The 14,525-nt window shown below is 50.8% G+C and carries 12 protein-coding genes and 1 riboswitch; of the genes, 4 read left to right on the top strand and 8 right to left on the bottom strand.

Features of this window, described 5'->3' with window-relative positions; translation table 11 throughout:
• Positions 1-144: 144 nt before the first annotated feature.
• The 4 genes from K1X45_RS13320 to K1X45_RS13305 form a co-directional block, all read right to left on the bottom strand.
• Entirely contained in the window at positions 145-645 is a 501-nt protein-coding gene (locus tag K1X45_RS13320) for a flavin reductase (RefSeq protein WP_220159117.1), read from the bottom strand.
• Positions 646-997: 352 nt separating this feature from the next.
• Positions 998-2,026 carry a methionine synthase gene (locus K1X45_RS13315; protein WP_151158481.1) on the bottom strand — a complete coding sequence of 343 codons (1,029 nt, stop codon included), beginning with the start codon at positions 2,024-2,026 and terminating at the stop codon, positions 998-1,000.
• Between the two features lie 26 nt (positions 2,027-2,052).
• On the bottom strand, positions 2,053-3,024 hold the full coding sequence (locus K1X45_RS13310) for a DUF1852 domain-containing protein (protein ID WP_220159116.1): 972 nt from the start codon (positions 3,022-3,024) through the stop codon (positions 2,053-2,055).
• A 99-nt stretch (positions 3,025-3,123) separates the two neighbouring features.
• Positions 3,124-3,339, bottom strand: a riboswitch (cobalamin riboswitch).
• A 299-nt stretch (positions 3,340-3,638) separates the two neighbouring features.
• Positions 3,639-4,406, bottom strand: a complete 768-nt coding sequence (locus K1X45_RS13305; RefSeq protein WP_220159115.1) for a helix-turn-helix transcriptional regulator — start codon at positions 4,404-4,406, stop codon at positions 3,639-3,641.
• Positions 4,407-4,573: 167 nt separating this feature from the next.
• On the opposite strand from K1X45_RS13305, the gene K1X45_RS13300 reads away from it, so the two are divergent.
• A complete protein-coding gene (locus tag K1X45_RS13300) occupies positions 4,574-6,820 on the top strand; it encodes a marine proteobacterial sortase target protein (protein ID WP_220159114.1) in 2,247 nt (748 codons plus the stop codon).
• Positions 6,820-7,434, top strand: a complete 615-nt coding sequence (locus K1X45_RS13295; RefSeq protein WP_220160505.1) for a class GN sortase — start codon at positions 6,820-6,822, stop codon at positions 7,432-7,434. The genes K1X45_RS13300 and K1X45_RS13295 overlap by 1 nt, the downstream gene beginning before the upstream one ends.
• Positions 7,435-8,107: 673 nt before the next feature.
• Here K1X45_RS13295 and K1X45_RS13290 read toward each other — a convergent pair.
• The 4 genes from K1X45_RS13290 to K1X45_RS13275 all read right to left on the bottom strand — a co-directional run bounded on the left by K1X45_RS13290 (position 8,108) and on the right by K1X45_RS13275 (position 12,734).
• Entirely contained in the window at positions 8,108-9,427 is a 1,320-nt protein-coding gene (locus K1X45_RS13290) for a HAMP domain-containing sensor histidine kinase (protein ID WP_220159113.1), read from the bottom strand.
• A 44-nt stretch (positions 9,428-9,471) separates the two neighbouring features.
• Positions 9,472-10,143 carry a response regulator transcription factor gene (locus K1X45_RS13285; RefSeq protein WP_116086772.1) on the bottom strand — a complete coding sequence of 224 codons (672 nt, stop codon included), beginning with the start codon at positions 10,141-10,143 and terminating at the stop codon, positions 9,472-9,474.
• 437 nt (positions 10,144-10,580) lie between these two features.
• A complete protein-coding gene (locus K1X45_RS13280) occupies positions 10,581-11,495 on the bottom strand; it encodes a DUF3313 domain-containing protein (protein WP_255560417.1) in 915 nt (304 codons plus the stop codon).
• 324 nt (positions 11,496-11,819) lie between these two features.
• Positions 11,820-12,734, bottom strand: coding sequence for a LysR family transcriptional regulator (locus tag K1X45_RS13275; RefSeq protein ID WP_220159112.1), 915 nt, complete (start codon positions 12,732-12,734; stop codon positions 11,820-11,822).
• 111 nt (positions 12,735-12,845) lie between these two features.
• Here K1X45_RS13275 and K1X45_RS13270 point away from each other — a divergent pair, with 111 nt between their 5' ends.
• Both K1X45_RS13270 and K1X45_RS13265 read left to right on the top strand, forming a co-directional pair.
• Entirely contained in the window at positions 12,846-13,481 is a 636-nt protein-coding gene (locus K1X45_RS13270; RefSeq protein WP_220159111.1) for an SDR family oxidoreductase, read from the top strand.
• 49 nt (positions 13,482-13,530) lie between these two features.
• On the top strand, positions 13,531-14,457 hold the full coding sequence (locus tag K1X45_RS13265; protein ID WP_220159110.1) for an alpha/beta hydrolase: 927 nt from the start codon (positions 13,531-13,533) through the stop codon (positions 14,455-14,457).
• The last annotated feature ends 68 nt before the right edge of the window (positions 14,458-14,525 follow it).

The following is a 14,525-nucleotide window of genomic DNA, read 5'->3' as shown; positions in this document are numbered from 1 at the left end:
TTCTGCTATTCGAAATGTTTAATCACGAGCAGGAGTTATAAAGCACGGATATCTCGGCTTTACCGCTGCCTTAGGCATACCGGACATTCATACATCTTCGACGCGGCGGGCGCCAAGTGACGGATACAGTGCCGAGACGGTTCTTTAGCCCCCGAAATAACGTCGTCTGCAGTAAAATAAAGTTGCCTTTTCGTCGTTCTCACGAATATTGATGACCCGCCCGAAGAAGACGCGGTGCGTCGCCTGCTCAATGGCATTGGTGAGCTCGCACTCGAAACTTACCGATGCGTCGGCCAGTACCGGCACACCCGTGAGACCTTTTTCCCATTCGCCAAACACAAACCGATCCGCAACCGGCGCCTTGCCGCCAAAGACATCCGAGATCTCCTCCTGACCCGACGTCAACGTGTTCACGCAGAAATGGCGCGCGTTGTCAAAAGCCGGAAAACACGAGCTTGTCCGATTGATGCAGACAAGAAGCGTTGCCGGTGTATCGCTGACGCTGCAGACCGCCGAGGCGGTAAAGCCGTAGCGCTTGCCCCCAAAAACAGTGGTGACGACATTTACGGCCGATCCGAGCCGCGACATGCCATTGCGGAATGCCGCCCTGTCCACGATTTCCAGAGGTTGATCAAATATATCCATTTGGTCCCCGTATCGGGTTGAAGTGTGGGAGATGGCCGCTAGAGCGTTTTACGTCCGGATTGGATCATAGTGCTCGCTCTAGATTCTTTATTTGGTCGCATTATCACGGGCGTCAAGTTGATCCAACTTGACATAATCAAGAAGTCAAGTTGATCCAACTTGACTGTGAAATGCTCTAACGGCCAACTCCGGAGTGCAGATTTCGTGAAACCGCGTATTTGTTATTGAACGCGTGACATTGCTTGCAGCACGAGAGCGCCGTGTGCCAGACCTGGCACACAAAACTCGCTCTAACACTTTAAATTATAGCATAATTTTACCTTAAACTGCTCCAAATTTAAGGAATTATGCTCTAGGCAGTGAGTTCTCTGCGGACGATTTCTGCGCCCGCGCTCAAGGCCTGAAGCTTACCCATAGCGATGGGCCGGGAGAGCGGAGCCATGCCGCAATTGGTGCAAGGATAAAGCTTGTCAGCATCAACAAATTGAAGCGCTTTTCGAAGAGTTTGAGCAACTTCCTCAGGCGTCTCAATGGTATTGGATGCCACGTCGATGGCGCCGACCATCACCTTCTTGCCGCGGATAAGCTCGATCAGATCCATCGGGACGTGGGAGTTCTTACATTCCAGCGAGATCATGCCGATGCTGGATTGCTGCAGCTTTGGGAATGATTCCTCGTATTGCCGCCACTCTGAACCAAGCGTACTCTTCCAATCCGTATTGGCTTTAATGCCGTAGCCGTAGCAAATATGCACGGCAGTTTCACATTTGAGGCCTTCGATTGCGCGCTCCAGCGTGGCGACGCCCCAGTCATTCACCTCATCAAAGAAGACGTTGAAGGCAGGCTCGTCGAACTGGATGATGTCGACACCAGCAGCCTCCAGCTCTCTGGCTTCCTCGTTAAGGATTTTGGCGAATTCCCAAGCTAGCTTTTCGCGGCTCTTGTAGTGGGCATCATAGAGAGTATCGATCATGGTCATGGGACCCGGCAGGGCCCATTTGATCGGCTGCGTGGTATGCTGACGCAAAAATCTGGCGTCCTCGACGAAAACCGGTTTCTGGCGTGACACAGCCCCGACGACAGTCGGTACGCTCGCATCGTAGCGGTTGCGGATTCGCACGGTCTCGCGCTTCTCGAAATCCACGCCGTCGAGATGTTCGATGAAAGTCGTCACGAAATGCTGACGTGTCTGTTCGCCATCGCTGACGATATCAATGCCTGCATGTTGCTGGTCGGCCAGCGACAGCCGCAAGGCATCCCGCTTTCCTTCCAGTAATTCCTCGTTCTGCAGTTTCCATGGCGACCAGAGTTTTTCAGGCTGGGCGAGCCAGGAGGGTTTAGGCAGGCTGCCTGCGGTCGATGTAGGGAGAAGTGTTTTCAAGATAGGTGACCTCTGTTTCGTTTCAGTCAGGCGACGTCGTAAGCGGACCATTGATCGAGAACGGTCCGGTATGGCTTGATGAAATTTTCCTCGGTGAATTTGCCCTGCTCCACAGCCAACCGGCTGCGCTCTTCACGATCGTAGACAATGCGTGTCAGCGAATAATCCCCGTGCTTCAAATTCGGCCGGTAAACCGCGCCTGCAGCAGCGTTGGCATTATAGATTTCAGGCCGATAAATTCTCTGAAACGTCTCCATCGTGCTGATGGTGCTGATCAGCTCGAGGTTGGAATAATCGCCAAGCAGGTCACCGATAAAATAAAAAGCCAAAGGCGCAACGCTGCCTGCCGGCATGAAATAGCGAACCTGCATCCCCATTTTTGCGAAATACTGATCTGTCGACGAGGATTCATTCTGCCGGTATTCGGTGCCCATTATGGGATGATGATTGTCAGTGCGATGATAGGTCTTGCTGGTCGAGGCACTGATGCAGATGACGGGCGCTTTGCTGAAGTGGGATGCATATGTCTTTGAGCGCAGGAAAGATTTGAAAAGCTTTCCATGCAGATCGCCGAAATTGGCCGGAATACTGAATATAGGCTGGTTCTGATTGTGCTCGGGAAGAACGATGCTGAAGTCGTAATCACGCACATAGGACGAGAAGTTGTTTCCGACGATACCGTCGATGCGCTCATTGGTTTTCTGGTCGACGATGGTTGTCTTGAGGATTTCAATCAGCGGGAATTCATCGCCGGCAATCCCCAACGTGACGGAAATGATGTCCAGCTCGACCGAATAGCGATCGCCTTGGGGGTTATCCCAATGCGCCAAGGCATTGAACCGGTTGTCGATCATCCGCAAGGTGTTGCAGAGATTCTCACGGCGACGAGCGCCTCTGGCCAGATTGGCAAAATTGGTGGTGATGCGCGTATTCTCCGAGGGAAGATAATCCTCGTTAAACGGAACGCTCTTGATAGCGAAATTGAAGTTCTGCGACATATTCTGCCCCAATGGAGTTGGGGGGCATGGGTCTGCGGACACATAGCAGTACAGGCCGCGATGCGGCCTCCGCTACGGCACACTGGGACACCCCGCCCGTGGACGTTCTTTCGCCAAGGCAGGTCTCCTGGCTCACGGGTCATCGCTTCCGTCCGTCTTCCCGGGTAAAATCCCAGTGACATGCTGGACGTCAGCTCGCCGCTTACAGTTGCGGGGGCAGCGCCGGCTTTTCCGCATAATACGGAGCACCGGCTTCCCTCTTAGCTCCGGCACGCTGCAGGCAACGACCGGAGAACCTAGACATCTCTACCTAGCTGCAATCGCAACGAAGTGTCAAGCGCATATAAAGATATTTTTATATCTCCAAGTCTCAAAGTGTGAACACACCTGCGCGAGTGAAGACCATTCAGGACTGAACCATTGCAGCTAAAACGACGTCAGGAGAAAAGCAGACAGCTCGCACGTAAGCAGCACCAGATTGGCAATGCCTTATGATCTGCCGCAGCCGCCATCCACCCGATGCAATTACTCAGGCTGTCTTGTTGTAATATCTATTTCCGCTGTGATTGATTTGGTCGTACAGAATGAGGTGGATAGATTATCCTTAGCCCCGATTATGACGGCATCACAAAACTTGCATAGCCATCGCCGATGGTCTTGTTAAGAAACCGCGCATATTGATCATAGACCTGATCTGCGGTTGTAATTCGTCCAAAAACCGGCGCTTCAAAAACCCTTATCGGGATGAGTGCCAGAGGCACAGATACCGGCGTCAGTTGTGCGCCCTGCCCTGCACGCAATGTCGTGAGAATACCATACATTTCACCCGCGATACTCGGGCGCGAAAGCACCGCCATGCGGTACTGTCCGGATGTATTGGTCACAAGATAGACATGACCTGAGAGATGCGGAACGGAGACACATCCGTGCTGCGAAAATGACGCGTCGGTACGCTCGCGTTCTTCAAATTTCAGATGTGTGTTTCCGGCATCCCAGACGATGTCCGTGCAATAAGCAAAAATATCGCTGCTATTACCAAAAGAAGGACGAAGCGTGAGGAATGTTCCCTCAAGCCAGGAAACGGCAGCGCGTGAATAGGCACCAAGTTCTTCCGCCGCATGTCCGTTGGCAGCAGCAGGCTTTGGCTTTTCTGTTTCCGTCTGATCGCGCAGTTCAAATCCCATCGCCTGCTCAAGCCGGATGATCGTCGCAAGCGTGAAAGGCCTGTGCCCTGAGAGCGCTTTTTCAAGTGTAGAGAGGCTGATACGTGCCTCATCCGCCAGATGCTGGCGCGAAATCCTGCGACGCGCGATCTCCTCACGCACACGTTCAGCAACGCGGAGATTCAATTGATCGGACAAAACCGCATCGTGCTGAGACATGAGAACTTCCTGAATCCGTACTTTCCTTCACAATTCCACACATAAGCGGAGCCTGCAAGGTGGCTTGCGGCAAAGTACGGACAAAACTTGGCAAAGCTTACGCTGGTGAGGAAACAGCACTCCGGCGCAAATTGTCTCCAGTTATCCGACAGATACAGGAGCTTACAATGTCGCCTGCCATCAGACACTCTCACAACAACGCAAGGGCAATCAGCCTGTCTCGGTTCTGCAAATTCATCTGGTTTGTGAATATGCTATTACTGCCAATCTTGGCCGTTGTTCTTTCGCTTCTCAACGTGGCTTCCGCCCGTGCTGAACAGCCAGTCTATGTAACACCGAATGCGGTGCAAAGCGGCAGTCTTCTGCTTCAGAGCGGTGAAGCTGGCCAATATATCGAAGCACCACGACTTGCCAGTGATTTCAACATCGATGTCAGCGGCCCCACCGCCCGCGCCCGCCTCAGTCAGGTTTTTGAAAATCCGACCAATGGCTGGGTTGAAGGGCTTTACGTCTTCCCTCTGCCTGAAGACAGTGCGGTCTACTCCCTGAAGATGATTGTCGGCGACAGGGTTATTGTTGCCGACATCAAGGAAAAACAGGCAGCACGCGAAATCTATGAGAAGGCGAAAAGCGAAGGCAAGAAGGCTGCTCTCATCGAGCAACAGCGCCCCAACATCTTCACCAATGCGGTTGCCAACCTTGGTCCGAATGAAAAACTTGTCATTCAGATCGAATATCAGCAGGCCGTTCGCCTGAGCGATAATCGCTTTTCTATGCGTGTGCCGCTTGTTGTTGCACCGCGCTATAATCCTGAAAACAGCGACCCGATTGTTGAAACCGCAGATATGCAGGGCGGTTGGGGGCAGCAGAAAACAAAACCAGCGCATGGCTCAGACAACGGAGCTATTGAAACACCCCTGATTATGCCAAATGAAGACCGCATTAATCCGGTGACTATCAGTGTCAATCTCAAAGCCGGTTTCCCCGCCGCCAATATTAAGAGCCTGTATCACCCTGTCAAAATCAACCAGCAGGGCGAACTGGCCTCAACAATTACTCTGGATGGCAAGGCCACGGCCGATCGTGATTTCGTTCTCGAATGGCAGGCTGATGAATCCGAAATGCCTACCGTCGGCCTGTTTCGTGAACATGTTGGCAATGACAATTATCTGCTGGCCTACATAACCCCGCCGCGCATCAAAAGCCCTGTGAATGAAACACGGGAAATCATCTTTGTTATCGACAATTCCGGTTCGATGGGTGGTACTTCGATAAAGCAAGCCAAAGCCAGTCTCGATTATGCCCTCTCCCGCTTAAAACCAACCGACCGTTTCAACGTCATCCGTTTTGATGACACGCTGAGCAAGTTTTTCGATGACTCTGTTCCAGCCACAGCGCTCAATATTACCAATGCACGCGACTATGTCTCTGCGCTTGAAGCGGTTGGCGGCACAGAAATGCTGCCTGCTTTGCACGCAGCACTTGATGACAGCCACCAAAAGGATGGCTTGCGCCAGATCGTGTTTCTGACCGATGGCGAAATCAGCAATGAACGACAAATGCTTGATGTCATCGCATCCCGCCGCGACCGCTCCCGTCTCTTCATGGTTGGCATCGGCTCGGCGCCCAACACCTATCTGATGAACAAGGCATCTGAACTTGGGCGTGGTACCTTCACACATATCGGCGCGGTGGAAGAAGTTGACCAGCGCATGCGTGAACTGTTCGATAAACTCGAAAGTCCGGTTGTCACCAATGTAAAAACCAGTTTCTCACAGGAGGGCATCAGCCTGACGCCGGGTCTGCTTCCTGATCTTTATCAGGGGGAACCATTGGTGCTCGCTGCACGTACCAAACAGGTAAGCGGTACGATGACGGTTGAAGGTACAGTCGGAAGCCGTCCATGGACAGTGACCCTGCCGCTTGATGCAGCCAGTCCGGCGGAAGGTATTTCCAAGATCTGGGCACGTCGCAAGATCGACGATGCTGAAGTGGACATGAAGCTCGGCAAGATCACCGAGCTGGCAGCCGATACGCGTATCCTCAGCCTCGCATTAGAGCATCATCTGGTAACACGTCTCACAAGTCTTGTTGCCGTTGATCAGACACCGAGCCGCCCAGCAAATACCCCGCTCACCCGCGCCGACATTCCTCTGCAACTTCCTGCCGGTTGGGACTTTGAGACACTGTTCGGTGCTCGTGCAGACCGTAGCGTGCTTGATCATGCCGATGCAGGCAAAGAGCAGATATTGGCTCGAGGCAAAAACCGTGCTGCCGCACCGAATATTCCGGCACCCGTCATGTCACTGCCGCAAACTGCAACTCCGGCAATGCTGAATATGCTTCAGGGATTAGGCATTATGTTTATCGGGTTTCTCATCTTCTGGTTGGCACGTCGCAAGGAGAATGCATGATGGGTATTCTTGTTGCAGAAGATACAAAGGCAAAGGAGCGCAGTTTGGTGCGCTCCCCTCTCATCCTGTTGTCAATTGCGGTGATGGCCTGCGGCCTTCTTCTTCTCAGTCAGGGGCTGTGGATCCATGCAAAAGCCTATGCAGCTCAATTCCTGCTTGAGCGTGCTTTCACCCAGAGTATTGCAACAGGTGAAAAAGTTAAACCGTGGGCATGGGCGGATACATGGCCGGTAGCGCGTATCGAAGCGCCGCGTCTGGCTGCATCAGCAATCGCTCTCAATGGTGTAAGCGGACAAGCTCTGGCTTTTGGGCCCGGTCATCTCCAGAACACACCCAAAGCCGGTGAGACAGGAACGGCAGTTTATGCAGCACATCGCGATACGCACTTTGCTTTTCTTAAAGATATTGAAAAAGGCGATCTTATTCGCATTACCCGCACTGACGGCAAAACTTATACCTATCGTGCCACGCAAATGAGTGTTGCGCGTTGGAATGAGGCGCAGATCGATATTCACGCAGCGGGTTCTCAGCTGGTTCTTGCAACCTGCTATCCCTTTGATGCGGTTACACAAGGCCCGTTTCGTTATCTCGTTTATGCCACTTTAATCCAGTGATTTGAGGTTGCTGCAAACAAGAAACTTTCATGGGGATACCGCACAAGCCTGACATTTATGTTTCCCGAATAAACGGCCGATATTAGGCATGGTCTTTCACTTCTAATATTCAGATACCCCCTGCTTGAATTGCGAGAGCTTCGCTTGATATAGCGGGTACAGAAATGGGGAACCTCTCCCCCCTTCTCAAGCAACTTAGCTCTTGAGCATAATAAACCTAATCTGCGCTTCCTTCTCACACCCCATATTTCTGTCGATCATAACCAACTTGTTTCAAGTTCAAGAGCTGGCTTTAAAGAGGTAATGTTGCCGTAACAGTCAGCTTCTAAACATCACTCCAATTCGATACTTCACCTAAAAGCAGGTGACATAGAGATGGAGATGTTCTTTGAAAAGAAAACTATCAAGAAAATTATCTGAAAAACCAGTCGAAATTTTCGTAATATTCATCGGAATTTGCTTTGCAAATATTGTAAATAATCACAAGATTTCCACGCCATCATACGAAATCACAGACAAATCCATTTCAACAAATGGATTAAATCTATGATTTATAAAAAAATCAGATCCGCAATAAATTTTATGCTTTTAACGATCATACCCGTATCTTTACTATGGGGGCCAATCGCCATAGCTATAATATCAAGAATAAATTCACTTTGATATTGATCGCTTAACCTGCGGGGAAGGTCAAACTCACGACCAATCCCCCGCCAGTCGCATCGGATAATGCAACCGATCCATTATGGGCGCTCATAATCTGGGATACAATTGCAAGTCCCATCCCCGCCCCTTCAACCGCAGTACCCGCCCCTCTCACGAAAGGCTTCAGCATACTGCTCCGCTCTGCATCGGGAATACCCGGCCCCCTGTCAGTAACACGCAATATGCAAGGATGAAGCACTTCGATCACCAGCGTTTCTGTTCCTTGCGCATGACACAGCGCATTCATGATTAAATTATCCAGCGCAACCCGAAGCGCCGCCTCTGAACCGGAAATTGTTATCCGTTCTTCAGGTGCTTTGAACTCAATCTCCACGCCCTGCCTGAGAGCAGCCGGAACATGTTCAGCAACGATTTGACGGGCTGCATGTGCGAGATCAACCGGAGCAAATGCCAATGACTGTCCGGACAACCGCGCCAGTTGCAAAGAAGTTGTAACGATTGAAGCCAGACGCGCCGTATCCCGTATCAGCACATCGCGTATTGCCGGCTCTTCTATCTTTTCAAGTTTTATTCTCAGCTTGGTCAACGGCGTTCGCAACTCATGCGATGCACTGGCAAGAAAAAAGCGCTGAGCTTCAAACGCATCATCAATACGCGACAAAGCCGTATTAAACGCAGCAACCATCGGCTTTAATTCTGAAGGGGTATCACGATCTGAAATCCTGCGTCCATTGGGCAAGCCGTCAATCTGCTCGGCAGAATTTACAACCCGTCTTACAGGTGAGGCAATCACACGCTTAACCGCTATCGCTGCAATCGTCGCCGTAGCGACAAGTACAGCCCCAAGCAAATGATACAAGCCCTGAGGGCCTATCCCCCATAATGCAACGAAAGTTGTTTGCACTCCGGTAAATGAAATACCACCCAGCACAACAAATGCCTGAGGATTGGCACCATCAACCAGGCGCAGGCCTTGATAGGTTACTTCACCCGTTGTGAAGTGAAACTGAAATGAAGATATTTGGGCCGGAACTGTATTAAGCGCATTCTGAACAGACGGAGGCACAACCCCATGGGTTATCGTCTGGGTTCCGTCACTCAGCAGATACCAAAAATCCGGTTGTTGCTCTGCAAAACCAATAATATCGGCAGATATGCCGCCAATATTAAGTTCAAGCTGGCCTGACGACGTATAGGATTGACTGGACTGCAGGAGTTTTCCCAGAATATCCAGCGGTACAGTTTGCCGGCCTTCCGTGTCCGAAGATATCAATAAAAACACTAATGTTAATATTGTGCTGATTGTCATCATCAGCGCCATGCCCATAACAAGCAGGACTGCAACGGGAAAAGCGATGGAGCGCATGAACTTCATTCCTGCACCATCATGTAACCTATACCGCGTATAGTGCGTATTGTTACATTGCACTTGGCTTCCCGCAGACGCCGCCGCAGTCTCGACACATGGGAATCTATGACATTAGAACCCAGTTCATCATCAATGCCGTAAACTGATGCCTCCAGATTATCACGCTGGACAACACGCCCTGCCCGTCTGATGAGCGCCTCCAAAATAGCAAGCTCACGTCTTGGAGTATTCATAATACTCCCCTCAACCATGGCGGAACGATTTATAAGGTCGAATGATAAATTCCCGAACTGCGTGCATCCGGTCTCATCCAGATTATATCTGCGAAGCACAGCCCGCGCTCTGGCAATAAGCTCCATTGGTTCAAATGGTTTACTGATATATTCATCCGCACCTTTATCCAGTGCCGCAACAATATCAGCCGGATCATCTAATGCTGTTAATATCAGGGTAGCAGGCCGCGGCCGAAGCTGCCGTAAAGTGGGCAGCAGAGACAGACCGTCACCATCCAGAAGATGACGGTCGATAATTGCCAGATCAAATTTGAAAGCAAGCAAGGCAGATTCTGCATCTGCAACGGTGTCAAATGTGTCCGCAACACCAATGGATGCCTCCATCATAGCCTTCAGCGAAGCCGCCAATTCACGATCGTCTTCCACTATCAGAATATGCATGAGCCGCCATTGATATGATCAGAGTCAAATTGATTGCACATTGCGAACACCAACACTTTTAGCATGTTTTCAGGGCCGCTTAGCTGACCACATTAAAAACGTGTCAGTAAAAACGGACAACCGAACTAGAGAAGATCCCCGCGAGGAACACCATATGCCGGAGGCGGATATGCCCTTCTCAAATGGTCTTTATCCGACATATCCAGGCGCTGCACACATTGCGCATAGGCATCTGTTCCGGGAAGAAATCCGTATTCGTTACAACGGCCTCTATAGTCTGTTGTCTCGCAGCCCATCAGCGCCATCAGGAGACCTATCGCAAAATAATTACGCATAATATCCTCAATAAGTTTATATATGTCAGCATATGACCAATCCCGCCTGAACATTACGGCAACGTTACGTGGCAGGTGCCAAGCTATAAATAGTCATGCCTGTCAGGGTGTTGATTGCGCAGAGAGGCTGCTTTGTTTTGGCACAGAGAGGGATTTAGAGCCTTTATCTGTCCATGACGGAGGCGCTCCCAATGAAGCGCCGATCGCCCCCAAAACACCCGGTTGGCGACCGAAATTTTCGCAAAGAGCCGATCCCGGTCTTCCGCCCAGTTTTGTGCGAATTTCATATCCGGACGGCAAACGAAGGTCAAAATTACCCGGCTCTTTACCCTCGATAATCAGTCTGGAAAACTCAGAACCAAAAGCCGCAGCCAAATCATAGGCATCCCCCACCTGCGACACACGCGCCTCACTGGTGAATGAGTTCGCCCCCTTCGACCAGACGATTGCCGCAACCTGAGCCCCTTGCGGATCCGTAGCCTCTGCCTCAACAGCCAATCCGCCCAGCCCGAACGGTAATCGCGGAACCCCTACAGGTAAGGCAATAGCTGTACCGATAGAAATCGCCTTTGCAGCGCCCGCAATACCAGACTTTGTAGGCACAACATCGGTAATAACGGTACGGATTGTGAGATCAGCCGGCTCACCGGCAGGAACAATTTTATATTTCTCACTCAGAGTGTAACAAACAGCGCGATCAATCGCATTTGCCAGCAGGGTTCTGTCCTGTACTTTATCAACGCGCCGTTCAGCAGAATTTATAAAGGACGTCGGAAATATACTTACGGTTCTTACTTTTTTTAACACGCCAAAATTCAAGTAAAGTTTTTTCTTGGCAAACTTTCCTTTCGGCTCACTTAAATTACTATAGGAAGTAAGAGTACCCCCCTCTTTTAAGGGAACACTCGCACAACCACTTAACAAGACGATAATCGGAAAATATTTTATCAGATTTGATGTATTTTTTTGTATCGACCAGGTTATTGTTTTTCCAAAATTTATTTTGTTGCTCCGCACTACCGGTAACCCCGCTTTTAAACAGCAATTCGGGGAGCAACCTGACCTTTGTACCTTGCGGCAACATTACGCAAATTATAACAATGAATTTTCTTTGAGTGATTTCATTACAAATATCGTAATATTACGGTAATGTTCCGATGTTCTTTTTCAAAAAAATTGAACAGGTGAACAATGTACATAGCTCTTATGCTAATCATTCTTACAGTATATTTAATAATTCTGACCGGAATATTGTTAATAGCAATTTGAAAATTCCAGAACAATAAACAGTTTATCCTCAATTTGCTTACAGATTTACGCAATGCGCTCAATCATATTGCTCTATCGCTCCAGTTGCCGCCGCTTCTCAACCAAAAAATCAACGAAAACGCGTAGTTTTGCAGGCATCTGATCCCGTGAGGGAACATAGAGGTTGAAACCATCAAAGGGCGGACACCAATCTTCCATCACGCGCACCAGAGCGCCGGATGCAAAATGCTGACTGACAGCAAAGTCCAGATGCATCACCAGACCTACACCCTGAAGCGCAGCATTCAGCATGACATCATCATTATTCGTGGCGAATGTTCCGGCAGGCTGAAACAGCCTTTCCTCCCCTGTACGCGGATCGGTCAATTCCCAGCGGAATACAGCTCCGCTACCCGACAGACGAAAACCGAGGCAATTGTGCTGTGTCAGATCTCTGAACACTCTCGGCGGAGGATTAGCTGCAAAATAAGCCGGTGAACCAACCACGGCAAGAGAAACCGGCGGAGTGACCGGTACTGCAACCATCGTGTCTGTCACACTTTCACGCAGGCGAATACCCGCGTCACAGCCTTCCCGAATAATGTCACCCAACCCGTCATCGACAAATAACTCAACGCGAACCTCAGGATACCGGCGGGCGAACTCTCCGAGATACGGCTCAATAAAATGATGCGTGACAACCCGCGGTGCGTTCAGCCGGATTTCACCGCTTGGCTTTTCGCGTGCCTCACCGACAGCGACGACCGCATGTGATATCATTGCAAGACCCGGTTCGATCTGGGAAAGTAATTTCCGGCCGTCATCTGTCAGCGATACCGAACGTGTCGACCGGTTAAGCAGACGAACGCCGAGCTGCTGCTCTAACATTCTGATCGTTTGCGACAAAGCCGATGGCGAAATACCGATACGACCAGCCGCACGGGTATAGTTCCCTTCGCGGGCAACCTCCGCAAAGGCAGCAAGAGCAGGCAGAAGATTACGGTCCATTATACGCTCATTATGAATTACAGCTTCAAACTGATTGAAGGATGCCCCCATTTTTCCGTTAGGTCGAGTGGATTATGTTAAATTCATGAAATGAATATACGGAGCAAGATAATGAAGAAAATTGCAATCCTTGGCGCAAGCGGTCAGATTGCACAGCATGTGGTCGATATGCTGGCAGAACGTGGCGACACAGAGATGACGCTATTTCTTCGCGATGCGAGGAAACTTGGTCGGGATATTCCTGACAATACCCGTGTGATTGAGGGTGATGTTCACGACACTGCCAAGCTGAGAGATGCCGTGAGCGGTCAGGATGTCGTTTATGCGAACCTTGCCGGAGATGTCGATGCACAAGCCGCAGCCATTATCACCGCTATGAAAGATGCCGGTTCGCGGAAGCTGATTTTCTGCACAACGCTTGGCATTTATGACGAAGTCCCCGGCAAATTCGGTGCGTGGAACAACCGGGAAATCGGTGAATATATACCACCATATCGCAAGGCTGCCGATCTCGTGGAGGCATCAGGTCTGGATTATGCAGTCCTGCGCCCTGCCTGGCTGACCGATGCAGACGAAGTCACCTACGAAACAACTGAGCGCCACGAGCCTTTTAAAGGCACGGAGATCTCACGCAAAAGCGTGGCAGCCTTGGTCGTAAAATTAGCCGAAACGACCGGTGCGCTTGGCAATCGCAATATCGGCATTAACAAACCAAACACCGGTGGCGACAAACCTGCCTTCATGTAAACCGGCCAGTGAGAATGTCACTCGCCTCCGGAATTAAGGAGATCACATCATGGAAACCGTGAAAATCCACAATCACGATATGTATTGGGATATCGCTGCCGATATCCACTTCCCGCCGCATTTCGACAAAACGAAGAAATATCCGGCCATCATCAGCGCACATCCGATCGGAAGCTGCAAAGAACAGACCTCGGGCAATGTCTATGGCGCAGCGCTGGCCAAAGAAGGCTTTGTTGTCATCGCCTTTGATGCAAGCTTTCAGGGTGCCAGCGGCGGCGAACCGCGCTTTATCGAAGACCCGACACTGCGTGTCGAAGATTTCCGCCATGTTACCGATTATCTGGTGACGCTTCCTTATGTCGATGAAGAACGCATTGGTGTACTCGGCATTTGTGGTGGCGGCGGCTATTCAATCAATGCCGCGATGACTGAACGCCGCATCAAGGCGGTTGGCACCGTTACCGGCGCGAATTATGGCCGTCTGATGCGCGGTAATTTCACTGCCCTCAATCCGATCGCCGCGCTGGAAGCAATGGCCAGACAGCGTACAGCTGAAGCGCGCGGCGCAGAGCTTCACGTTGACAATCTGCTTGCCAATTCTGTTGAGGAAGCCCGCGCTGCAGGCATCACTGATCGCGATCCGCTGGAGGCAACTGATTACTACCGCACACCGCGTGGTCAAAAGCCCAACGGTCTGAACCGCTCGCTCCTGTCGCATCAGGCAGCAGCCGTTGGCTGGGACGCCTTTCATCTGGCGGAAGTACTCCTGACACAGCCGCTTTGCATCGTGGTCGGTGATAAGGTCGGCGCATTCGGCGCCTATCGCGACGGCTGCGAGATTATTGAACGCGCAGCCTCCAAACAGAAGGAGCTTGTGCTTCTCGAAGGCTGGTCACATTACGACCTGTATGACAAGGAAGAACCGGTCAGGCTAGCACTCGCCAAGCTCGTTCCGTTCTACAAGAAAAATCTCTAAGCACGCTCAGGCGGCTTCTAACGTCACAAGCCTGATGAATGTTACAATCCGTGCTCAGCAATATAAAT

Source organism: Pseudochrobactrum sp. Wa41.01b-1 (genome assembly GCF_019464455.1).
In the GTDB taxonomy this organism is placed as follows: domain Bacteria; phylum Pseudomonadota; class Alphaproteobacteria; order Rhizobiales; family Rhizobiaceae; genus Pseudochrobactrum; species Pseudochrobactrum saccharolyticum.
The sequence above is the reverse complement of the archived record's forward strand: the minus strand, read 5'-3'. Positions and strand labels throughout refer to the sequence as shown.

What these genes read in the sequence shown, in the direction of transcription:
- K1X45_RS13320 (WP_220159117.1), bottom strand. Translation starts at nt 645, where the DNA reads ATGGATATATTTGATCAACCTCTGGAAATCGTGGACAGGGCGGCATTC.
- K1X45_RS13310 (WP_220159116.1), bottom strand. Translation starts at nt 3,024, where the DNA reads ATGTCGCAGAACTTCAATTTCGCTATCAAGAGCGTTCCGTTTAACGAG.
- K1X45_RS13305 (WP_220159115.1), bottom strand. Translation starts at nt 4,406, where the DNA reads ATGTCTCAGCACGATGCGGTTTTGTCCGATCAATTGAATCTCCGCGTT.
- K1X45_RS13300 (WP_220159114.1), top strand. Translation starts at nt 4,574, where the DNA reads ATGTCGCCTGCCATCAGACACTCTCACAACAACGCAAGGGCAATCAGC.
- K1X45_RS13295 (WP_220160505.1), top strand. Translation starts at nt 6,820, where the DNA reads ATGGGTATTCTTGTTGCAGAAGATACAAAGGCAAAGGAGCGCAGTTTG.
- K1X45_RS13290 (WP_220159113.1), bottom strand. Translation starts at nt 9,427, where the DNA reads ATGGGCATGGCGCTGATGATGACAATCAGCACAATATTAACATTAGTG.
- K1X45_RS13285 (WP_116086772.1), bottom strand. Translation starts at nt 10,143, where the DNA reads ATGCATATTCTGATAGTGGAAGACGATCGTGAATTGGCGGCTTCGCTG.
- K1X45_RS13275 (WP_220159112.1), bottom strand. Translation starts at nt 12,734, where the DNA reads ATGGACCGTAATCTTCTGCCTGCTCTTGCTGCCTTTGCGGAGGTTGCC.
- K1X45_RS13270 (WP_220159111.1), top strand. Translation starts at nt 12,846, where the DNA reads ATGAAGAAAATTGCAATCCTTGGCGCAAGCGGTCAGATTGCACAGCAT.
- K1X45_RS13265 (WP_220159110.1), top strand. Translation starts at nt 13,531, where the DNA reads ATGGAAACCGTGAAAATCCACAATCACGATATGTATTGGGATATCGCT.